Origin of the sequence: Pseudomonas sp. NPDC088414 (assembly GCF_044753325.1) — a bacterium.
Lineage (GTDB): Bacteria > Pseudomonadota > Gammaproteobacteria > Pseudomonadales > Pseudomonadaceae > Aquipseudomonas.
Genome location: NZ_JBIVMY010000036.1, coordinates 23,174 through 43,271, shown reverse-complemented (window position 1 = coordinate 43,271; position 20,098 = coordinate 23,174). Strand labels below are relative to the sequence as shown.

At 62.0% G+C, this 20,098-nt stretch carries 19 protein-coding genes; 7 read left to right on the top strand and 12 right to left on the bottom strand.

What is annotated here, in order from left to right; genetic code table 11:
- Positions 1-21 precede the first annotated feature (21 nt).
- A complete protein-coding gene (gene greB, locus ACIP8I_RS23330; protein WP_016770885.1) occupies positions 22-519 on the top strand; it encodes a transcription elongation factor GreB in 498 nt (165 codons plus the stop codon).
- A gap of 5 nt (positions 520-524) precedes the next feature.
- Here the strand turns inward: greB and ACIP8I_RS23325 are convergent, their stop codons facing one another.
- From ACIP8I_RS23325 to ACIP8I_RS23315, 3 genes are all read right to left on the bottom strand, one after another.
- Positions 525-833 carry a hypothetical protein gene (locus ACIP8I_RS23325; RefSeq protein ID WP_003226820.1) on the bottom strand — a complete coding sequence of 103 codons (309 nt, stop codon included), beginning with the start codon at positions 831-833 and terminating at the stop codon, positions 525-527.
- Between the two features lie 248 nt (positions 834-1,081).
- On the bottom strand, positions 1,082-1,516 hold the full coding sequence (locus ACIP8I_RS23320) for a DoxX family protein (protein ID WP_007964771.1): 435 nt from the start codon (positions 1,514-1,516) through the stop codon (positions 1,082-1,084).
- Between the two features lie 108 nt (positions 1,517-1,624).
- Positions 1,625-3,046, bottom strand: a complete 1,422-nt coding sequence (locus ACIP8I_RS23315) for a transglycosylase SLT domain-containing protein (protein WP_024164498.1) — start codon at positions 3,044-3,046, stop codon at positions 1,625-1,627.
- Between the two features lie 234 nt (positions 3,047-3,280).
- Here ACIP8I_RS23315 and ACIP8I_RS23310 point away from each other — a divergent pair, with 234 nt between their 5' ends.
- From ACIP8I_RS23310 to ACIP8I_RS23300, 3 genes are all read left to right on the top strand, one after another.
- On the top strand, positions 3,281-4,087 hold the full coding sequence (locus tag ACIP8I_RS23310; RefSeq protein WP_400764269.1) for a TatD family hydrolase: 807 nt from the start codon (positions 3,281-3,283) through the stop codon (positions 4,085-4,087).
- Positions 4,088-4,262: 175 nt separating this feature from the next.
- A complete protein-coding gene (locus ACIP8I_RS23305) occupies positions 4,263-5,744 on the top strand; it encodes a methyl-accepting chemotaxis protein (RefSeq protein ID WP_400764267.1) in 1,482 nt (493 codons plus the stop codon).
- 132 nt (positions 5,745-5,876) lie between these two features.
- Positions 5,877-6,242, top strand: coding sequence for an Mpo1-like protein (locus ACIP8I_RS23300; RefSeq protein ID WP_047295495.1), 366 nt, complete (start codon positions 5,877-5,879; stop codon positions 6,240-6,242).
- 5 nt (positions 6,243-6,247) lie between these two features.
- On the opposite strand, the gene ACIP8I_RS23295 is transcribed toward ACIP8I_RS23300, so the two are convergent.
- From ACIP8I_RS23295 to ACIP8I_RS23285, 3 genes are all read right to left on the bottom strand, one after another.
- A complete protein-coding gene (locus ACIP8I_RS23295; protein ID WP_400764265.1) occupies positions 6,248-7,042 on the bottom strand; it encodes an acyl-CoA thioesterase in 795 nt (264 codons plus the stop codon).
- Positions 7,043-7,261: 219 nt separating this feature from the next.
- Positions 7,262-8,026: a CHAD domain-containing protein gene (locus tag ACIP8I_RS23290; protein ID WP_400764263.1), complete on the bottom strand. Its 765-nt coding sequence runs from the start codon at positions 8,024-8,026 to the stop codon at positions 7,262-7,264.
- Between the two features lie 79 nt (positions 8,027-8,105).
- On the bottom strand, positions 8,106-8,384 hold the full coding sequence (locus ACIP8I_RS23285; protein ID WP_007963692.1) for a hypothetical protein: 279 nt from the start codon (positions 8,382-8,384) through the stop codon (positions 8,106-8,108).
- 215 nt (positions 8,385-8,599) lie between these two features.
- On the opposite strand from ACIP8I_RS23285, the gene ACIP8I_RS23280 reads away from it, so the two are divergent.
- Entirely contained in the window at positions 8,600-9,637 is a 1,038-nt protein-coding gene (locus ACIP8I_RS23280; RefSeq protein WP_123587450.1) for a patatin-like phospholipase family protein, read from the top strand.
- A 124-nt stretch (positions 9,638-9,761) separates the two neighbouring features.
- Here ACIP8I_RS23280 and ACIP8I_RS23275 read toward each other — a convergent pair whose 3' ends face one another.
- The 6 genes from ACIP8I_RS23275 to kdpF all read right to left on the bottom strand — a co-directional run bounded on the left by ACIP8I_RS23275 (position 9,762) and on the right by kdpF (position 17,931).
- Positions 9,762-10,460, bottom strand: a complete 699-nt coding sequence (locus ACIP8I_RS23275; protein WP_400764260.1) for a response regulator — start codon at positions 10,458-10,460, stop codon at positions 9,762-9,764.
- 48 nt (positions 10,461-10,508) lie between these two features.
- A complete protein-coding gene (locus ACIP8I_RS23270) occupies positions 10,509-13,160 on the bottom strand; it encodes a DUF4118 domain-containing protein (protein ID WP_400764257.1) in 2,652 nt (883 codons plus the stop codon).
- 115 nt (positions 13,161-13,275) lie between these two features.
- A complete protein-coding gene (gene kdpC, locus ACIP8I_RS23265; RefSeq protein WP_329696219.1) occupies positions 13,276-13,821 on the bottom strand; it encodes a potassium-transporting ATPase subunit KdpC in 546 nt (181 codons plus the stop codon).
- Between the two features lie 243 nt (positions 13,822-14,064).
- Entirely contained in the window at positions 14,065-16,128 is a 2,064-nt protein-coding gene (kdpB, locus tag ACIP8I_RS23260) for a potassium-transporting ATPase subunit KdpB (RefSeq protein ID WP_400764255.1), read from the bottom strand.
- Between the two features lie 10 nt (positions 16,129-16,138).
- Complete coding sequence (gene kdpA / locus ACIP8I_RS23255) at positions 16,139-17,833, bottom strand: potassium-transporting ATPase subunit KdpA (RefSeq protein WP_400764252.1); 1,695 nt, start codon at positions 17,831-17,833, stop codon at positions 16,139-16,141.
- Positions 17,834-17,841: 8 nt separating this feature from the next.
- Positions 17,842-17,931: a K(+)-transporting ATPase subunit F gene (kdpF, locus tag ACIP8I_RS23250; RefSeq protein WP_007963673.1), complete on the bottom strand. Its 90-nt coding sequence runs from the start codon at positions 17,929-17,931 to the stop codon at positions 17,842-17,844.
- A 409-nt stretch (positions 17,932-18,340) separates the two neighbouring features.
- On the opposite strand from kdpF, the gene eat reads away from it, so the two are divergent.
- Positions 18,341-19,705, top strand: a complete 1,365-nt coding sequence (gene eat, locus ACIP8I_RS23245; RefSeq protein ID WP_007963671.1) for an ethanolamine permease — start codon at positions 18,341-18,343, stop codon at positions 19,703-19,705.
- Between the two features lie 219 nt (positions 19,706-19,924).
- Positions 19,925-20,092, top strand: a complete 168-nt coding sequence (locus ACIP8I_RS23240; RefSeq protein WP_003226857.1) for a DUF2897 family protein — start codon at positions 19,925-19,927, stop codon at positions 20,090-20,092.
- Positions 20,093-20,098: the final 6 nt, after the last annotated feature.

Here is a 20,098-nt window from a genome sequence, read left to right as displayed (position 1 = left end):
TCGTCACCACAAGAAGTTGCCATGAGCCGTTATCGCCCTCCCCGCACCGCCGGCACCGCGCTGATCACCCCTGAAGGTGAAGCGCGGATGCGCGCCGAATTCCATGAGCTGTGGCATGTGCGCCGCCCGCAGGTGACGCAAGCGGTCAGCGAAGCAGCGGCGCAGGGTGATCGCTCGGAAAACGCCGAGTACACCTACGGCAAGAAAATGCTGCGCGAGATCGACAGCCGCGTGCGATTTCTCACCAAGCGTCTCGAAGCACTGAAGGTCGTCAGCGAAAAACCCAGCGATCCGAACAAGGTCTACTTCGGCGCCTGGGTCACCATCGAGGACGAAGACGGCAAGCAATCGCGCTACCGCATCGTCGGCCCGGATGAACTGGATTTGAAGCTGGGTCTGATCAGCATCGACTCACCGCTGGCCCGCGCCTTGATCGGCAAGGCGCTGGACGCCGAAGTCCGGGTACAGACGCCAACCGGTGAGCAGTTTGTCTATATCGTGGCGATCGAATATCCCTGAGCGTTTTAGCGGCGGGTGATCAGCCCCTGCCGCGCAACGCGGGTCAATTGCTTGATCATTTCCGGAGCGTCTTCAGCGCTCGGTGCCTGAATCACTGCCAGATCAAAACTGTCACTGGCAAAGCGTGCAAGCGACTCGCCGTCTTCAACGAACTGGATCAGGAACGCGGCAGGACCGCCGCTGCGACGTGGCCAGCCATCGAGATAACGCAACAGCGTTGGCTGATGTTTGCCGCCAAGCAGGATTTTTGGATTGCGCTGGGTGATATGTGCCGTGATCGGCGCGGGACGTGCTGGAGGGCGTAGTGCATTCATCGTGTCGTGTCTCTGCCTCAAAAGTCTGCATGGCAGGTGAGAGGCAACACCGAACCAGCGCTTTAGCGGTATTTCGAAGCCCTGTTCCGGCTTCTGACGGCAACTGTCTGAGTCACCTGGCGCCCCGCAAGTAGCTGTTTAAATCGGCGCATGAGCAACATCCTAGAGAACGTGACCGATGAGTGTCAAGAATCGGCCGCAACAAAAAAGGCCCGCACAATGCGGGCCTTTTGCTTGATCCAGAGCGCTCAACCGGCGATGGCGCGATCCACCGACAGCTTGCCGGCGCCTTCGATCATCACCGCGAGGCTGCCACCGAGCAGCGCCAGGGCGAACTCGTAACCGTTGTTGGCCATGAACAGACCGTTGCTGATGTGCACGGTGAAGATCGCCACCAGCGACAGGAAGGTCAGACCCAGCGCCGCCGGGCGCACCAGCAGGCCGATGATCAGCGCCAGACCGGCGAAGAACTCGGTACCGCCGGCCAGCGTGGCCATCAGGTAACCCGGGTGCAGACCGATGCTGTCCATGTATTGCGCGGTGCCCGCCAGACCGTAACCGCCGAACAGACCAAACAGCTTTTGCGAACCGTGGGCGGCGAAGATCACGCCGACCGCGATGCGCAGAATGGTCAGGCCGTAACCGGCGCGGGTGAACAGAACCTTGTTGATCAGAGAGCTCATGGGGCATTCCTTGTTTTGCGAGAAGTGTGTTGGGATTGGCCGCTATATTAATCAGTTAAATTCATGTTAAAAGCGCAATTATTCCGCCATAACAATCAAATTATTCGATTACTTCCGTGAGGCGACTTTCTGGCCCCGGGGCTCCAACGACTCCCGCTCACGGTCGTACGCCAAGTAGTACTTGTTCACGCTATTAACATAGCTGACGGGACCCATGCCCACCTGTTCCATGGCGATGCGCTCGACCTGAAAGAACCACTGGTTCGGATTCAGCCCACGCCGCCGTGCTTCGGCGCGCATGCCTTGCACCCGTTCCGGGCCGATGTTGTAAGCCGCCAGAGTGAAGGCCATGCGCTCGCGCTCATTGAGTTTCGGACTGTTGAAAAACTTGCGGCGAATCATCGCCAGGTACTTGGCCCCGGCCTGCACATTCGCATCGAGATTCTGGATGTTGTTCACACCGACCCGCTGCGCTGCGGACGGGGTGATCTGCATCAACCCGGTCGGGCCACTGCCGCTGCGGGCGCTGGGTTGCAGGGCTGACTCCTTGAAGGCCAGCGCCGCCAGGTTCAGCCAGTCCATGCTTTGTGCGTCGGCGTGTTTTTGCAGGGTCGGGCGCAGTTTCTCCAGACGCTGGCGGTCAGCCTTGGCCAACGGATAGTGCACTTGGTAGAGCCGTCGATAGATCCGCAGAAACTCTGCATCCTCGTTCGCCGGCTTCTTGTAGCCGCCCAGAAAGCGATCGATGCTCGCCCGCAGCATCGAGGCATCGCGGCGCACGAACCAGTATTCCTCACCCGGCTCGCTGATCATCAACTGCCGGTCGAAACGCAGCTTGGGCAGGATCTTGCCCCAACGCTCGGCGATCGGTTGCTCAACGATGGTCAGGTGGAAAATTCCGCCCTGCACCATCTCCAGCACGTCTTCGACCGCCAGTGTCGGGTCGACCCATTCGATCTTGATCGGCGCCAGTTTGTGCAACGCCAGTTTCTGATTGAGCTGGCTGACCGCCTCCCCCGCCGCACTGCCGGTCGGCAAGGCCAGAGTCTTGCCGGAAAGCTGCTCGACCTTGGTGTAACGGCGCTCGCCCTTGATGCCGACCAGCACCAGCGGCACGTTACTGGCGATCGGCTCACTGCTGGCAACCGCGTGGCCAGGTTGCAGATCGAGCAGCTCACCGGGCGCGACCAGATCTCCTTCACCGCGCTGCAGCGCGCCGAGCAGTTGATCCTTGGCTTTGGGAATGATCTTGAGGGTGATTTCCTGACCATCGCGGGCGTGGCCATTGAGGTATTGCTCGAAGGCGCGCAGGCGATGGTATTCAACGCCAATGGCCTGGCCCTGAACTTCACCGGAGCTGTTGCGACTCTGGTTGACCAGCACCCGCAACACGCGACTGCTGCGAATCTCCGACAGGTCGCGAACCTTGGCGGCCGGCACGGCTTGCAGGGGCCCGGGCAAGCGCGCAACCGCCGTTATCGGCAGCAGCAGCGACGCACACAACAGGAGCAAAACCGAGGGACGATGCATCCACTCTCCGGAAAGAATACGGGGCGTTTTACCGCTGAACGGTCAAAAACACCGACAAAAACAGAGCGCCTGGAGCGCTGGCAAAGTGCGAGAGACTGGCACAGTGATGGCATTTGCGCCAACCCGGGCTGCGTCACGGCATCAAAAGACAGCTATAACTCGTTGTAGTTCTTGGCTTTTCTTATAAATCTACAGCTCTGGTATGCTTCCCGGCCTTCGGCCCGAGGTAGAACCATGCAACTCATCGATATCGGCGTCAACCTGACCAACCCCAGTTTCGCCGAAAAACATCAGGCGGTACTTGATCGCGCCTACGCCGCCGGGGTCTGCCAATTGGTGCTGACCGGCACCAGCGTCGAGGGTAGCGAACAGGCGCTGGAGCTGTGCCGGCAACTGGATGACAGCGGCCAGCAACTGTTCGCCACCGCCGGCATTCACCCGCATTCGGCCAGTGACTGGAACGCTGACAGCGCGCGGCGTTTGCGCAGCCTGCTGCAAGAGCCAAACGTGGTCGCCGTGGGTGAATGCGGGCTGGATTTCAACCGCGATTTCTCGCCGCGCCCGCAACAGGAAAAAGTCCTCGAAGAACATCTGGCGCTGGCAGTAGAACTGCAATTGCCGGTGTTCCTGCATGAGCGGGATGCCAGCCAGCGTCTGCTGGAAATCCTCAAGGACTTCCGCGATCAACTGCCCGCCGCCGTGGTGCACTGCTTTACCGGCGAGCAAAAAGCCCTGTTCAGTTACCTGGACCTGGATCTGCACATCGGCATCACCGGCTGGATCTGCGACGAGCGCCGCGGCACGCACCTGCATCCGCTGGTCAAGGAGATCAAGCGCGGACGACTGATGCTCGAAAGCGACGCGCCGTACCTGCTGCCGCGCACTTTGCGGCCAAAACCGAAGAACGGCCGCAATGAGCCGGCGTATCTGACCGAAGTGCTGCGCGAAGTGGCGTTGCACCGCGGCGAGAGCGAGGACGATCTGGCGGCGCATACCACGGCGTGTGCCCGGGCGTTCTTCAACCTGCCGGCACTGGTTTAAACAGCAAAAGATCGCAGCCTTCGGCAGCTCCTACATTGAGAGGGTGAATTCCCTGTAGGAGCTGCCGAAGGCTGCGATCTTTTGATCTGTTGACCCACATCAAGCCCGACTTCCAACGTAGAGGCACAATAATGGCACCTTGCCAAAACTGTTTCCGCTATCAGAGAAGACCTCCATGGGTGCCTGGCTTAGCAATATCTCGCTGAAATACAAATTCTGGGCGGTCAATGCGGTCGCCTTCGTCACCACCCTGCTGCTGGTGTTGTACGCCGTGCAGCTTGAACAGCAGGCCCGCAGTCAGGCGTCGAAAACCTCCGCACAGGCCCAGGCGCAATTGCTCAAGGCCTGGCCGGCCGGGCAGGCGCTGCCCAAGGCCGATCAAGTGCTGACTTTCAAACGGGGTGAAGCACCGCGCCTCAACGACCAGCCTGTGCTGGAAATCAGCGACGGCAACGGCTGGAACGAGGTCAATCACCTGCCGCTGTTCGGCAACAACCCGCTGATGGGTGCCGAAGTGTTCAGTCGTGCCGACGGCCAGCAAGTCGCCGTCATCGCCTACGGCCCAAGCCTGGCGCAAGTGTTCAGTGAACGCTTTGCCAACTACGCCGTAGCGGTATTCATCCTGATGCTGGCCATGCTCGGCGCTTCGCAGTTGCTGATCCGCTTCTTGCTCAGTCAGCTCAACACGTTGAAGGACGTGATGCTGCATGTCGAGAAAAGCGGTGACCTCTCGGCCCGCGTGCCGCTGGCCTGCAAGGACGAAGTCGGGCAAATGGCCAATGCGTTCAACGCGATGCAGGCCGGTTATCAGCGCGTGGTTACCACCGTTGCCAACACGGCGCGGCAACTGGACGTCGGCGCCGCGCGTCTGGCGTCGAGCATGAACGAAGTGCGCCACGGCATGCTCGGTCAACAGAGCGAGACCGATCAGGCCGCCACCGCAATTAATGAAATGACCGCCACGGTTTATCACATCGCCCAGCACGCCGGCGCCACCCGCGATCTGTCGCAGACCGCCGATGGTCTGGCCGGCAGCGGTCAGCAAGTGGTCAGCCGGGTGCAGCAGTCGATTGCCGGCCTCTCCAGCGGTGTGCAGCAAACCGCCGAGATGATCCAGCGCCTGGCCGAGGACAGCCAGAAGATCAACGGCGTGGTCAGTGTGATCCACAGCATCGCCGAGCAAACCAACCTGCTGGCGCTCAACGCCGCCATCGAAGCGGCGCGTGCCGGCGAGATGGGCCGCGGTTTTGCGGTGGTCGCCGACGAGGTGCGCAATCTGGCCAAACGCGTGCAGACCTCCACCGATGAAATCACCACCATGGTCTCGGCGTTGCAGGCCGGCACCCGCGATGCGGTGGACTTCATGCAGGAGAGTTCGTACAAGGCCGACGACTGCGTGCAGCAGGCGCAGGAAGCTGGCGAGGCGCTGGCGGAAATCACTGGCGCGGTGGCGCAGATGCGCGAGAGCAACACGCAGATTGCGGTGGCGGCCGAGCAGCAGAGTCAGGTCGCGGAAGAGATGAATCGGGCGGTGGTGAGCATTCGTGATGTGACCGAAAACACCGTGCAACAAACCGTGGATTCGGCGACTACCAGCAATGAGTTGGCGACATTGGCCGGGGAGCTGAGCAAGGCAATCGGGCAGTTGAAACTCTGAAGGCTTCAGCCGGGTCAACATCGAATCCGGCGATGACGCCTATCACCACCATAGCCAACCTTGATTCGCCGCCCCCATCGCCCCGGCCTATTCTTCAAGCATGTGTTCAACATGGATCGAGGAGTAGTCAACATGGGCAAACGTCACCCTAACCTTCCCGCGTGGCAATGGCGCGCGTACCCGAACAATCACCAGCACCCGACCAATCTGGTGTTGCACCTGATTGCCGTGCCGCTGTTCATCGTTGCATTTTTGCTGATCGTGTCCGGGGTGTTCAGCCTGAGCCTGGCCAGTGTCGCCATCGGTGTGATCGGTATCGTCGCGGCGCTGGGTCTGCAGCGCCACGGCCACAGCCTGGAGGCGCAAGCCTCCGAGCCGTTCAGTGATCGCAAAGATGCGGTGTCACGCTTGCTGGTCGAGCAGTTCCTGACCTTTCCACGGTTTTTCCTCAGCGGCGGCTGGTGGCGCGCCTGGCGTGAGCGCCACCGTCGGCACTGAGTGACTCAGGCAAAAATCGTCACGGTCTGCCGACTCATGGCAATCAACTCCCCCTCCGCGCTCCACAGCTTGGCGGCGACATGGCCGTAGCCGTCGGCGGCGTACTCGATGTCCGCCAGGTATTTGCACCAGTCCAGCGTGTTCAATTCGCGTAACGGCTGGACGAATTCGATGGTCCAGGTCAGCGTGCTGCCCGGTGCCGGTTTCTTCAGGTACGGCAACAGTGCCGGTGGCCACGCATCCACCAGCGCCAGCAGATGCGCTTCATTGACCGGCTCTTCCTTCACATCGCCACGCAAGCGCACCCAGCCGCCCATCTGCCGCGATTGATTGCCGGTGAACGGCATGCCGCCGACACTCCAGCGCATCGCCAGGTGACGCATGAACTCCGGGGTCACGCCTTTGATGTAGGGCAACTCCTGGCATTCGTCCCAGTGTTTCATTTCAGCTGCCGGATAGGCGGCAACGGCCACTTCCGAAGGACGCGAAGCGCCAAAGCTGCCCTGCACAATCGTCACCACCTGACCGTTCTGCACAGCCCGGCCCAGCACTTGGCTGACCGCTTTGCCTTCGCGCAACACATCGACTTCGAAGCTCACCGGGACTTCCGGTTCGACCGGGCCGACAAAGGTGATCGCCAACGAACGCACCGGGCGCTCCGCCGGCACTTTCGCGCGCATGGTTTCGTATTGCAGCGCCGCGACCAGGCCACCAAAACTGGCCCGACCCTGACCCCACTCGGCGGGAATGGTCACTTCTGGCTGGCGACGAACCGCCTCGATCAGATCGGAAAAGCGCATGACAACCTCGGCAAGCGAAAAAAGGAATGCAGCGATCTTAACCAGCATGGCAGAGCGCTGCAGCGTCTATTCCGGTCAAATGGACTGACAGAAAGGCCTTACCCCGTTTTCCCATTCACCCCCCCCCTGTAGGAGCTGCCGAAGGCTGCAATCTTTTGATTTTCAAAAACAAAGATCGCAGCCTTCGGCAGCTCCTACAGGGGCCGGGTGATATCGAGATTATTTGAAGCAGGCTGAACTGAGTTTATCCAGCACGCGATCGGCCTTGGCTTCAGCCTTGATCAGGCCCGCCTGCCAGGTCGCGACGCACGGTTGCAGATCGCTTTCCAGTTCGGCCCGCGCCAGCCACTGCCAGCAATCGTGCCAGTCACCCAGCGCGCCCTGCGCCGACTTCAATCGCGCCAGCGCTGATTCAGGCAGGCGATCGAGTTCCGGGTAGGCTTCGATGCCATAACGCACGCGCTTGATCAGCAGGCGCAGACGATGGCGGTCATGGGCCGGATCGTGCAGGGCCTCGTCGAGTTTTTTCCATTGTTTGTGCAGGCGTTTTTCGATGCGCTTGCCCAGGCCCTTGAGCAGCCCCTGACGCTCGGAAGCACGCAGGAATCGCGGGAAGGCGTCGAGGATGATCAGCAACGAAGCCACTTCGGCGCTCGCGGCCAATGCTGGATAGGCTTCGTCCATTTGCGCCATGCGTCGCTGTGCGGCTTGCGGTTGATCATGCTTGAGCAGGTAGGCGGCCAACACCTCGCGGTCGCGCCACGGTGTGGTCAACTGCCCCACCGCAGATGCCGCCACTTCCAGTTGCTCAACACCCGGCAAGCCACGCAAGGGGCGCAACAGGCTGCGCAAGCGCCGCACCGTGGTGCGCAAATCATGCAGCGCCTCGGGGTCGGTACGCTCAGTCAGGCGCGCCTGACAGGCCAGCAGCCGCACTTCCAGGCTCAGGACATGAGCCACCAACCGATCCACCAACGCTGACATCACTCGCTCCTGATTCAAATGGCTTGAAGGACCAGTCTGCCGCTGCAAGGCAGGCGCATCCTTGCGTCAAGTCAGCAGCTTAGCGCCCGGCGCGGGATTCGCGAATATAGAAACGGGCTTTCTCCGCCTTGTTGCTGCAGCCTTCAAAGCCTTCGAATTGCTGCTGGGTCTTGGCTGCGGTCAACAGCGACAGCGCCTTGGAGTAGCTGACCGTGCCGGCAAAACCTTCGGCCTTGGCCAGATCCAGTTCATGCCACGCCGCATCGAGCTGACTGCCACAGCTGTCACGATAAGCAGTCTTGCCAGCGCAACCGGCCAATGCCAGCGCAATCAACGGCACACAGATCCAGGCTTTCATCACTTACACCTCAAATAGGTCAACAGTCGTGCAGGTAAGACGTTACGCCAAGGGAAAAGTGCCTTGGCGCCCCATGAATCTGCGGTGACCAAGGATAGCGCCGAGTGGTCATGGAGTATCGAAAAAACGACGCCCCTGCCGCCCCGAACGACCCTGACGATTGTCGCCCGCCCCCGGATGGGTGCATTGTGCAAGCTTGTCGGGGAGGAAGCTGGATGAAAAAGCGTGTCGCACTGGTGCTGGGTTCCGGCGGCGCCCGGGGCTATGCCCATATCGGGGTCATCGAGGAGATCGAAAGACGCGGTTACGACATCGCCTGCATTGCCGGTTGCTCGATGGGCGCGGTGGTCGGCGGGATCTATGCGGCAGGCAAACTCGACGAATACCGCGCCTGGATCGAATCCCTCGATTATCTGGATGTGCTGCGGCTGGTGGACGTGAGTTTTCGCCTCGGGGCGATTCGTGGCGAAAAGGTCTTCGGGCAGATCCGCAAGATCGTCGGCGAGATCAACATCGAAGACCTGCGCATCCCCTACACCGCGGTCGCCGCCGATCTGACCAACCAGCAGGAAATCTGGTTTCAGGAAGGTTGCCTGCATCAGGCGATGCGCGCCTCGGCGGCGATTCCCAGCCTGTTCACCCCGGTGATGCAGGGCAACCGGATGCTGGTGGACGGCGGTATTCTCAATCCGTTGCCGATCGTGCCGGTGGTGTCCAGCCACTGCGATCTGATCATCGCGGTCAACCTCAACGCGACCAACCAGCGGCATTACAAACTACCGGTGATCCAGCGCCCGCCGGCATTTCGTTCGCGCTTCGACAGCCTGCTCAGTTCGCTGGGTTCGAAGATGCCGTTTCGCCGCAAACAGGCCGAACAATTGCTGTTGCTCGAACAGGAAGCCTTGCGCGCCGAAGCGGCAGACATCAACCCATGGCTGGAGGGCAGCGAGCCGGAAAGTCAGCAACCGGCAGCGGCTCCCGAGCGCGAAGGCGCGCCGAAGTCCGCCACCGGTTCGTTCATCATCGACAACGTCGGGCCGGCGTCACTGTTGGACCTGATCAACCAGAGTTTCGAGGTGATGCAGACCTCGCTGGCGCAATACAAGATCGCCGGCTATCCACCGGACATCCTGATCAACGTGCCGAAGCGCGTGTGCCGGTTTTTCGAGTTCTACAAGGCGCCGGAACTGATCGCGCTGGGGCGGGAGATTGCGCGGGATACGCTGGATCGGTATGAGCAGGAGCAGGGTTGAAATCCTGAAAGTACTTCAGTGTTTTTTCTGGACTCTTCGCGAGCAAGCTCGCTCCCACAGGGGAATGCATTCCAAATGTGGGAGCGAGCTTGCTCGCGAAAGCACCGGATCGGCCACTACAAAGCTACAAGCTGTTCTCACTCAACAGCCGATACCCAACCCCCGCCTCCGTCACAATAAACCGCGGCCGCGTGGGATCATCCGCCAGCTTCTGACGCAAATGCCCAACGACAATTCGCAGGTAATGACTGTCCTCGGTATGCGTCGGCCCCCAGATGTCCTTGAGCAATTGCTGCTGGGTGATTACCCGGCCCGGATGCCGCGCCAGTTGCGCCAGCACCGCGTATTCCTTGCGGGTCAGCGCCACTTCGGTACCGTCGAGCAGCACGCGCCGATAAGCCAGATCCACGGTCAACGGGCCGAACGTCAGCGCCGCTTGCTGGGCCTCGCCGGCCGGCGCCTGACGCAACAACGCGCGGACCCGGGCGAGAAACTCCTGAATGCCGAACGGCTTGGTCACGTAGTCGTTGGCACCGCCATCCAGCGCCTGAACCTTCTGCCCTTCGCTGGCCCGCACCGAGAGCACCAGCACTGGTGCGGTGGCCCACTCGCGAAACTCGCGCAGCACCTGCTGGCCGTCCATGTCCGGCAGGCCGAGGTCGAGCACCAGCAGGTCGGGTTTGTTCAGCGCCGCCTGGGCCAGGCCCTCGGCACCGGTGCCGGCCTCGAGCACTTTGTAGCCTTGTGAGGCGAGGCTGATGCGCAGGAATTTGCGGATCTGCGGTTCGTCATCGATGACCAAAATGGTCGCGGTCTGGCTCATGAATTCACATCAACACAAAAGATTGGCAAGAGATTAGCGCAGCCGGGCTCAGGCTTCATTGTCCATCCCCGGTTGCGTCTGCAATGGCAGGTGCAGGGTGATGCTGGTGCCACGCCCGTCGATGCCGTCGGCGACACTGATGCGCCCGCCATGCGCACCGACCATGCCCTGACAGATCGCCAGCCCCAGTCCCGTGCCCTGCCCACCGCGATCACCGCGTGCGGCGGTGTAGAACATGTCGAAAATCTTCGCCCGCTCGTCTTCGGGAATCCCCGGTCCTTCATCGCTGACCGTGAAGAAGATCTCTTCGTCATTCGCCCCGGCACTCAATTGCAAACGACCGTGAGCAGGTGAGAAACGTGCAGCATTTTCCAGCACATTGACCAGCGCCTGCTCGATCAGCGCCGCATGCACGAACAGCAGCGGCAACTCGGCCGGCACATCGGTGCTGACCTGCAACGGCGCCAGCACCGCGCGCAGGCGATTGAGCGAGCTGCCAACGATGTCCGCCGGCGCCACCCAGTCGCGCGCGAGTTTCAGTGCGCCGTGGCCGAGGCGGGTCATGTCCAGCAGGTTCTGGATGTAGCGGTCGAGGCGTTCGGCTTCATCGCGGGTGCCTTCGAGCAACTCGCGGCGATCCTCCAGCGGGATCGCTTCGCCGAGGGCCAGCAGGCTGTCGATGCTGCCGCGCATGGCGGTCAGCGGTGTGCGCAGATCATGCGATACCGAAGCCAGCAGCGCACTGCGCAATTGCTCGGTTTCACCGTGCAGGCGCGCAGCTTCCAGATCGTCCGCCAGTTGCGCCCGGGCCAATGCCTGAGCCAGTGGCTGGCTTAACGCGGTGAGCAGGCGCCGACGCTGACCGCTCAAGGTCTGGCCCTCTTTGGCGCAGACCCCGAGCAGCGCCAGCGGCCCGTCCTCCACCGACAGCGGCCACCACCACCAGCGACCGAACGGCAGCGTGCCGGTGCCCATACCCGCCGGTTGATCGTGCTGCCAGGCCCAGTCGGCGGCGGCACGTTCGGATTCGGTGAACTCCAGCGGCCCGCCGGTCTCGACTTTCCAGCCGCCCTGGCCGTCGCGATTGAGCAGGCACAATTGCAGATCGCTCCAGCCGTTGAGGTGCTGCGCGGCGGCGCTGACCACCGCTTGGCGATCCGTCGCCGCAGTCAGTTTGCGCGACAGGTCGAGCAGCTCCGTGGTCTCTTCCTGGGTGTCGCGCAACGCCTGCAACTGACGGCGCTGACGCGCGGCGAGATTACCGGTGAGCGCCGCCATCAGCAGGAAGAACAGCAAGGTCAGAACGTCTTCTTCACGCTGGATGGCGAAGGAAAAATTCGGCGGGATGAACAGGAAGTCGTAGGTCAGAAACGACAGCGCCGCACAGGCCAGCGCCGGGCCCAGACTGCTGCGCACCGCCACCAGCAACACTGCCGCGAGGAACACCAGCGAGATGTTCGGCAACGGCAAAATACTCGACACCGCCCACGCCAACGCACTGGCCAACAACGTGGCAAGCAGCGCCAACAGATAGTCGAACCAGACCAGCGTCGGCGTCATCCGCAGACGCGGCTGCGGGTGTTCATGGTCGTTATCGAGGACGTTGATTTCCAGGCCATGGGCCTGACGCAGCAACCGTGCGGCGAGCCCGCCACCGAACAGCCGCCGGCGCAGACTCGGCCGCGACTGGCCGACCAGCAGCAGACTCGCCCGGCGTTCGGCAGCATGCTGGATCAGGGTTTTCGCCACTTCGCCGGCGCGCAACAACACCACTTCGCCGCCGAGGCGTTCGGCCAGTTGCTGGGCATTTTGCAGGCGCAAGCGCGACTGTTCATCGCGCACCGTGCCGTTGTCGACATGCACCAGACTCCACGGCAAATGCCGGCGCTGGGCCACGCGGCTGGCGTGACGCACCAGGCGTTCGGCATGCGCATCGCCATCGACGCCGACCAGCAAACGCCCGCGCACCGCCGGAGCCGCCTGACCGAGTTGGCGATAGCCTTGAGCGAGATCGTTGTCGACCTGCGCGGCCGCCGTTTGCATCGCCAGTTCGCGCAGCGCGGTGAGGTTGGTCTGGGTGAAAAACGCATCGATCGCCGCCCGCGCCTGTTCCGGCACGTAGACCTTGCCTTCACGCAGACGCTCCAGCAACTCACGCGGCGGCAGGTCGATCAGCAGCAGTTCGTAGGCTTCCTGCAGCACCCAGTCCGGCAGGGTTTCGCGCACTTGCACGCCGGTGATGCCGCGCACCTGATCGTTGAGGCTTTCCAGGTGCTGGACGTTGACCGTGGTGTACACGTCGATGCCGGCGGCGAGCAGCTCCTGAATATCCTGCCAGCGCTTGGCGTGACGACTGCCGGGGGCGTTGGTGTGCGCCAGTTCGTCCACCAGCACCAGCTTGGGTTTGGCCGCGAGCAGGCCGTCGAGGTCCATTTCTTCGAGCATCACGCCACGGTATTCCGAGCGCACCAGCGGTTGCTGTGGCAGGCCGCCAAGCAGCGCTTCGGTTTCCGCACGACCATGGGTTTCGACGACACCGGCAATGATTTTCACGCCCTGACGCAGTTGCGTGTGCGCAGCCTGGAGCATGGCGTAGGTCTTGCCGACACCGGGGGCGGCGCCGAGGAAAATCTTCAGCCGGCCACGGCCGTCGCGGGGCAGGTCTGCTAACAGTGCGTCGGCGCGGCCGGAGTCGCTCATCGGGGATTGCCTTGTTCGGTTTGAAATGAGGGTGAACCGTCAAAAGATCGCAGCCTGCGGCAGCTCCTACAGGTCGATCCAGTGTAGGAGCTGCCGAAGGCTGCGATCTTTTGATCTACAGCTTTTCCAGCGCCATGTTCAGCTCCAGCACGTTGACCACCGGTGGCCCCACCAGCGGCTGTTCGATGTGCGCATCGAGCAATTGCTGCAAGGTCGACACCGGCAGGTTGCGCGCTTGCGCGACACGCGCCAGTTGATAGGCAATTGCTGCCGGAGGCAAGTGCGGATCGAGGCCGCTGCCGGAGGTGGTCAGCAGCGCCAACGGCACCGGCCCCTGACCGGGCACCTGCAACTTGTGGGCGTCGTCGATCACCCGGGTGGCCAGCGCCGGATTGCTCGGCGCAAGATTGCTGGCGCTGCTGGACACGGTGGCGAAGGCACCCGCCGAAGGACGCGGATGGAACCACGCATCACCGACGAAATCCTGGGCGATCAGCGACGAGCCGCGCACCTTGCCGTCGGCATCGTGCACCAGGCTGCCATTGGCCTGTTCAGGAAAAGCGACCTGCGCAACGCCGGTCACCACCAGTGGATAAGCCACGCCGGTGATCAGGGTCATCAGCACCAGCAGGCTCAGGGCCGGACGTATCATTGTGGACATTGCAAAATCCTCGAATTCGTTGGGCAAACTTTTGTGAGGTGTCAGGGGGATCTCTTCCCCCTCACCCCAGCCCTCTCCCCCAAGGGGGCGAGGGGAAAGGGAGCCGATCTTTGTGCGTCTCAGGACCGGTGTTCAGCTCGGTATCTCAGGTCGATGCACCTCTGATAAACCACTCGGTCAGTCCCCTCTCCCTACGGGCGGTCCGACGTTTCGGGAGGGTTAGGGTGAGGGGCTCTTCCAACCTCAAACCAAATGCAAAGCCGTGAGCAGCATGTCGATCGCCTTGATCCCCACGAACGGCACCAGAATCCCGCCCAGTCCGTAGATCAGCAGATTGCGCCGCAGCAGTGCCGCCGCACTCGCCGCTTGCACCCGCACACCGCGCAGTGCCAGTGGAATCAGCACCACGATGATCAGGGCGTTGAAGACGATGGCCGAGAGGATCGCGCTCTGCGGACTGGTCAGCTGCATGATGTTCAGCACGCCCAGTTGCGGGTAGATCGCGGCGAACAGCGCCGGCAGGATCGCGAAGTATTTGGCGACGTCATTGGCGATGGAAAACGTCGTCAGCGCGCCACGGGTCACCAGCAATTCCTTGCCGATCTGCACCACGTCCAGCAGCTTGGTCGGGTCGCTGTCGAGGTCGACCATGTTCGCTGCTTCGCGTGCGGCTTGCGTGCCGTCGTTCATCGCCATGCCGACGTCAGCCTGGGCCAGCGCCGGAGCATCGTTGGCACCGTCGCCGCACATGGCGACCAGACGACCGTCGTTCTGCTCAAGGCGGATGCGCGCGAGTTTCTTCTCCGGGGTGGCTTCGGCCAGCACGTCATCGACGCCCGCTTCTGCCGCGATGGCCGCGGCGGTCAGCGGGTTGTCACCGGTGACCATCACCGTGCGAATCCCCAGTTTGCGCAGCTCGGCGAAACGCTCGCGAATGCCGGGCTTGACCACGTCCTTGAGGTGGATCGCACCGAGCAGTTTGCCCTCGGCGCAAACCAGCAGCGGAGTACCGCCGCTCTGCGCAATCTTGTCGATTTCCCGCGACAGCGCCGGGGCCAGATCGGAGCGTTGTTGCCCGAGGAACGCCAGCAGCGAATCGACTGCGCCCTTGCGATACACGCGGCCCTGATAGTCGATACCGGACAAGCGGGTTTCCGCGCTGAACGGTACGGCAGTCAACGTATCCAGTGCCGGTTCGTTTTGCGGGTGCAGACCGCGCAGGTACTCGACGATCGATTTGCCTTCGGCGGTTTCGTCCGCCAGCGAGGCAAACAACGCGCCTTCGGCCAGTTCGCGACCGTTCACGCCCGGCGCGGCATACACCGCGCTGCAACGACGGTTTCCGAAGGTGATGGTGCCGGTCTTGTCCAGCAGCAACACATGTACATCACCGGCCGCTTCCACGGCACGCCCGGACTTGGCGATCACGTTCAGCCGTACCAGACGATCCATCCCGGCAATACCGATGGCCGACAGCAGGCCACCGATGGTGGTCGGAATCAGCGTGACCAGCAGCGCCACCAGGAACACCAGCGGCAGGCTGCCGTTGGCGAAGTGGGCGAACGGTTGCAGGGTCACCACCACCAGCAGGAAGATCAGGGTCAGGCCGATCAGCAGGATGTCGAGGGCGACTTCGTTCGGGGTCTTCTGGCGTTTGGCGCCTTCGACCAGCGCGATCATGCGGTCGAGGGTCGATTCACCGGGGTTGGCGGTGATCTTCACCAGCAGCCAGTCGGACACTAGGCGCGTGTTGCCGGTGACCGCCGAGCGGTCGCCGCCGGACTCGCGAATCACCGGCGCCGATTCACCGGTGATCGCCGCTTCGTTGACCGCCGCGATCCCTTCGATGACCTCGCCGTCACCGGGGATCATCTCCCCCGCTTCGACGCGCACCACATCACCTTTGCGCAAACTGGCGGCGGGCACCACCTGGAAGCTGCCATTGGCCAGTTTGCGCCGCGCGCTGAGGCCTTCGCTGCCGGCCTTGAGGCTGTCGGCGCGAGCCTTGCCGCGACCTTCGGCCAGCGCTTCGGCGAAGTTGGCGAACAGCACGGTGAACCACAGCCACAGGGCGATCTGCGCGGCGACGAAAGTCGGCACGACATTGTCCGGGATGAAGCACAGCACGGTGGTGAAAATCGCGGTCAGTTCGACCACCAGCATCACCGGCGAACGCACCAGTTGACGCGGGTCGAGCTTGACGAAGGCTTGCACCAGCGCCGGACGCCACAGGGCCGAAATCGCGGTTTTCGGTGCTTCTGCCGACTGGGTCGGCACTGCAGGTTTTGCAGGAACATGCATATTCATGATCGATTCCTTAGAAGCCCATGCTCAGGTGTTCAGCAATCGGACCGAGCGCCAGAGTCGGCAGGAAGGTCAGGCCGCCCACCAGCAAAATGGTCACGGTCAACAGGGTCACGAACAGCGGGCCGTGGGTCGGGAAACTGTTCTGGCCGATCGGTGCGCTTTTCTTCATCGCCAGGCTGCCGGCCAGGGCCAGAACCGGAAGGATGTAACCGAAGCGACCGATCAACATGCCCAGACCGAGCATCAGGTTGTGGAACGGGGTGTTGGCACTCAGGCCACCGAACGCCGAACCGTTGTTCGCACTGGCCGAGGTGTAGGCATAGAGCAACTGGCTGAAACCGTGCGGGCCGGGGTTGCTGATGGTCGCCGCCGGGCCAGGCAGAGCAGCCGCGATGGCGCCGAGTACCAGCACGCCCACCGGCATCACCAGCAAGGTCACCACCAGCAATTGCACTTCCCGCGCCTGCAGTTTCTTGCCGAGGTATTCCGGGGTGCGGCCAATCATCAGGCCGGCGAGGAACACCGCGATCAGCACGTTGAGCAACATGCCGTAGAGCCCGGCACCGACGCCGCCGAAGATCACTTCACCGACCATCATGTTGACCAGCGCGACCATGCCGCTGAGCGGGTTGAGGCTGTCATGCATGCCGTTGACCGAACCGTTCGACGCCGCCGTGGTGGTCACCGACCACAGCACGGTGGCGGTGGTGCCGAAGCGTGCTTCCTTGCCTTCCAGCGGCGCGGTCTGTTCGACAGCAACGTTGTTCAGCGCCGGGTTAGGCTGATATTCGGCCCACAGCGAGGTCGCACCGCCGATCAGGAACAGCGCCAGCATGCAGGCGATGATCGCGCGGCTCTGACGCTGGTCTTTCACGTAATGACCGAAGGTGAACACCAGCGCTACCGGAATCAGAATGATCGACGCGAGTTCGAACAGGTTGCTCCACGCGGTCGGGTTCTCGAACGGATGCGCCGAGTTGACACCGAAGAAGCCACCGCCGTTGGTACCCAGTTGCTTGATCGCAATCTGGCTGGCCGCCGGGCCGAGCGGGATCACTTGATCGACGCCCTGCATGGTGACGGCATTGACGTATTGCGCGAAGGTCTGCGGTACGCCCTGCCAAACCAGGTACAGCGCCAGCAGCAGGCACAAAGGCAGCAGGCCATAGAGGGTGGCGCGGGTCATGTCGACCCAGAAATTACCCAGAGTCTTGGCCGACTTGCGCCCGATGCCACGGCACAACGCAACCAGCACGGCGAGACCGGTGGCGGCGCTGACAAAGTTCTGCACGGTGAGACCGACCATCTGGCTCAGGTAGCTGAGGGTCGCTTCACCGCTGTAGGACTGCCAGTTGGTGTTGGTCATGAAACTGACCGCGGTGTTGAACGCCTGAGTCCATTCCTGGCCCGGCAGGTTTTGCGGGTTCAGCGGCAGGTGATCCTGAAACAACAGGATCGCGAACAGCAGCAGGAACCCGGCAAGGTTGAACGCCAGCAAGGCCAGCGTGTACTTCTGCCAGCTCTGCTCAGCCTGCGGATCCACCCCGGCAATCCGATAGCAACCGCGCTCGACCGGGCCGAGAACCGGCGTCAGCCAGGTGCGCTGACCTTCCATCACCTTGTAGTAAAAACGCCCGAGGAACGGCGCCGGCAGCAAGACCACCGCAAAAAACGCGAGGATCAGCCAATAGTCATAACTGTGCATAGCCGCTCCTAGTTCCGGTCCGCGCGCAACAGCGCAACCAACAGATAAATGAACAGCCCGGCTGCCAACAGCAGGGACACCCCGTCCAGAACGCTCATGGAAGATCTCCGTGTTACGGCGTATTGCCGCGTGTGGAGGCATTGTCGGAAAGGAGGCTGTAAAGGAACGAGACCGAGGGGGTTGGCTGGGCATAAAGAAAGCGTAAAGAGTCGGTTTATGCGTTCGTTACAGGAGGGTTTCGCGTCGTGTTGGCGGGGCTTCTTCGCTAACAAGCTCGCTCCCACAGGGGATTTGCGAACGCCACAGATCCAATGTGGGAGCGAGCTTGCTCGCGAAGACGGCATAACTGCCAGCATCGCACCCAACTGGCGCACAAAAAACGCTCATCCAGCCGCGAACATCCCCGATACGACAGCTTTCATCACATTACGACCTGACTCACAGCAATGGCACGCCCACTGCACACGCCCTCCCCCGAGCTTTCCAAACCGTTCCGGGAGCATGCGCATGAACACACAACTCAAACCCACGCTGGGCACCTTGCACCTGTGGGGCATCGCCGTCGGGCTGGTGATTTCCGGCGAGTATTTCGGCTGGAGTTACGGCTGGGGCGTGGCCGGTACACTGGGTTTTCTGGTGACCTCGTTCATGGTCGCGACCATGTACACCTGCTTTATCTTCAGCTTCACCGAACTGACCACGGCGATTCCCCATGCCGGCGGGCCGTTCGCCTATAGTCGCCGGGCATTTGGTGAAAAAGGCGGGCTGATCGCCGGGCTGGCGACGCTGATCGAATTCGTCTTCGCACCGCCAGCGATTGCCCTGGCGATTGGCGCTTATCTGAATGTGCAGTTTCCCGCCCTCGATCCGAAGCACGCAGCGGTCGGCGCCTACATCGTGTTCATGACCCTGAACATCCTCGGGGTGAAACTGGCCGCGACGTTCGAACTGATCGTCTGCGTGCTGGCGGTGATCGAATTGCTGGTGTTCATGGGGGTGGTCGCGCCAGCGTTCAGCTTCAGCAGTTTTGCGTTGAACGGCTGGGCCGGCTCCGATGTGTTCGGGCCGCCAGCGATTGCCGGGATGTTCGCCGCGATTCCCTTTGCCATCTGGTTTTTCCTCGCCATCGAAGGCGCGGCAATGGCTGCCGAAGAAGCCAAGGATCCCAAGCGCACGATCCCCAAGGCCTACATCAGCGGCATTCTGACGCTAGTGCTGCTGGCGATGGGCGTGATGTTCTTTGCCGGTGGCGTCGGCGACTGGCGCACCCTGGCAAACATCAACGACCCGTTGCCGCAGGCGATGAAAACCGTGGTCGGCGACAACTCCGGCTGGCTGCACATGCTGGTGTGGATCGGCCTGTTCGGCCTGGTGGCGAGTTTCCACGGGATCATCCTCGGCTACTCGCGGCAGTTCTTTGCCCTCGCCCGCGCCGGTTACCTGCCGGCGTCGCTGGCGAAGCTCTCGCGCTTCCAGACCCCGCACCGGGCGATCATCGCCGGCGGCATCATCGGCATCGCCGCGATCTACAGCGATGGCCTGATCAACCTCGGTGGCATGACCCTCACCGCGGCGATGATCACCATGGCGGTGTTCGGCGCGATCGTGATGTACATCATGAGCATGCTCAGCCTGTTCAAACTGCGCAAATCCGAACCCAATCTGGAGCGCACTTTCCGTGCGCCGTGCTATCCGCTGATTCCGCTGATCGCACTGGTGCTGGCGGTGGTGTGCCTGATCGCCATGGCCTGGTTCAACGCGCTGATCGGGCTGATTTTCCTTGGCTTCATGGCGGTCGGTTTCGGCTACTTCCTGCTGACCGGGCAGTTACGCGCCGATGCGCCGGCCGATGCGATGCTGACAGGGCGATAACACATCATGTAGGAGCTGCCGAAGGCTGCGATCTTTTGATCTTGTTTTTGAAAAAGCAAAGTCAACAGATCGCAGCCTTCGGCAGCTCCTACAGGAATTAAGGTGCGGCGGGGATATCGGGCCTAGAATGGAACCACTGCGAATTCAATTCGCTCAAAGTGGTATGCAGCGTCGCTGGCGAAACCCTCGCCCGTCGAGCTGCCATTAAGGAGAGCCGTTATGCCCTGGTATGCCTGGTTGATTCTGGTCGTTGCAATCGGCTCGATCGTTGGCGGATTGATGATGTTGCGCGACACCGCCAACAAGGTTGAACTGACCGACGAAGAACGCAAACGCGTTGCGCAGCGAAACGCCGAAGCGGACATCAAGGACGCGCAGGATCGCTGAACGAAA

Bases quoted from the DNA above. Each gene is read 5' to 3' on its own strand.
- greB (WP_016770885.1), top strand. From the start codon at position 22: ATGAGCCGTTATCGCCCTCCCCGCACCGCCGGCACCGCGCTGATCACC.
- ACIP8I_RS23325 (WP_003226820.1), bottom strand. From the start codon at position 833: ATGAATGCACTACGCCCTCCAGCACGTCCCGCGCCGATCACGGCACAT.
- ACIP8I_RS23320 (WP_007964771.1), bottom strand. From the start codon at position 1,516: ATGAGCTCTCTGATCAACAAGGTTCTGTTCACCCGCGCCGGTTACGGC.
- ACIP8I_RS23315 (WP_024164498.1), bottom strand. From the start codon at position 3,046: ATGCATCGTCCCTCGGTTTTGCTCCTGTTGTGTGCGTCGCTGCTGCTG.
- ACIP8I_RS23310 (WP_400764269.1), top strand. From the start codon at position 3,281: ATGCAACTCATCGATATCGGCGTCAACCTGACCAACCCCAGTTTCGCC.
- ACIP8I_RS23305 (WP_400764267.1), top strand. From the start codon at position 4,263: ATGGGTGCCTGGCTTAGCAATATCTCGCTGAAATACAAATTCTGGGCG.
- ACIP8I_RS23300 (WP_047295495.1), top strand. From the start codon at position 5,877: ATGGGCAAACGTCACCCTAACCTTCCCGCGTGGCAATGGCGCGCGTAC.
- ACIP8I_RS23295 (WP_400764265.1), bottom strand. From the start codon at position 7,042: ATGCGCTTTTCCGATCTGATCGAGGCGGTTCGTCGCCAGCCAGAAGTG.
- ACIP8I_RS23290 (WP_400764263.1), bottom strand. From the start codon at position 8,026: ATGTCAGCGTTGGTGGATCGGTTGGTGGCTCATGTCCTGAGCCTGGAA.
- ACIP8I_RS23285 (WP_007963692.1), bottom strand. From the start codon at position 8,384: ATGAAAGCCTGGATCTGTGTGCCGTTGATTGCGCTGGCATTGGCCGGT.
- ACIP8I_RS23280 (WP_123587450.1), top strand. From the start codon at position 8,600: ATGAAAAAGCGTGTCGCACTGGTGCTGGGTTCCGGCGGCGCCCGGGGC.
- ACIP8I_RS23275 (WP_400764260.1), bottom strand. From the start codon at position 10,460: ATGAGCCAGACCGCGACCATTTTGGTCATCGATGACGAACCGCAGATC.
- ACIP8I_RS23270 (WP_400764257.1), bottom strand. From the start codon at position 13,160: ATGAGCGACTCCGGCCGCGCCGACGCACTGTTAGCAGACCTGCCCCGC.
- kdpC (WP_329696219.1), bottom strand. From the start codon at position 13,821: ATGTCCACAATGATACGTCCGGCCCTGAGCCTGCTGGTGCTGATGACC.
- kdpB (WP_400764255.1), bottom strand. From the start codon at position 16,128: ATGAATATGCATGTTCCTGCAAAACCTGCAGTGCCGACCCAGTCGGCA.
- kdpA (WP_400764252.1), bottom strand. From the start codon at position 17,833: ATGCACAGTTATGACTATTGGCTGATCCTCGCGTTTTTTGCGGTGGTC.
- kdpF (WP_007963673.1), bottom strand. From the start codon at position 17,931: ATGAGCGTTCTGGACGGGGTGTCCCTGCTGTTGGCAGCCGGGCTGTTC.
- eat (WP_007963671.1), top strand. From the start codon at position 18,341: ATGAACACACAACTCAAACCCACGCTGGGCACCTTGCACCTGTGGGGC.
- ACIP8I_RS23240 (WP_003226857.1), top strand. From the start codon at position 19,925: ATGCCCTGGTATGCCTGGTTGATTCTGGTCGTTGCAATCGGCTCGATC.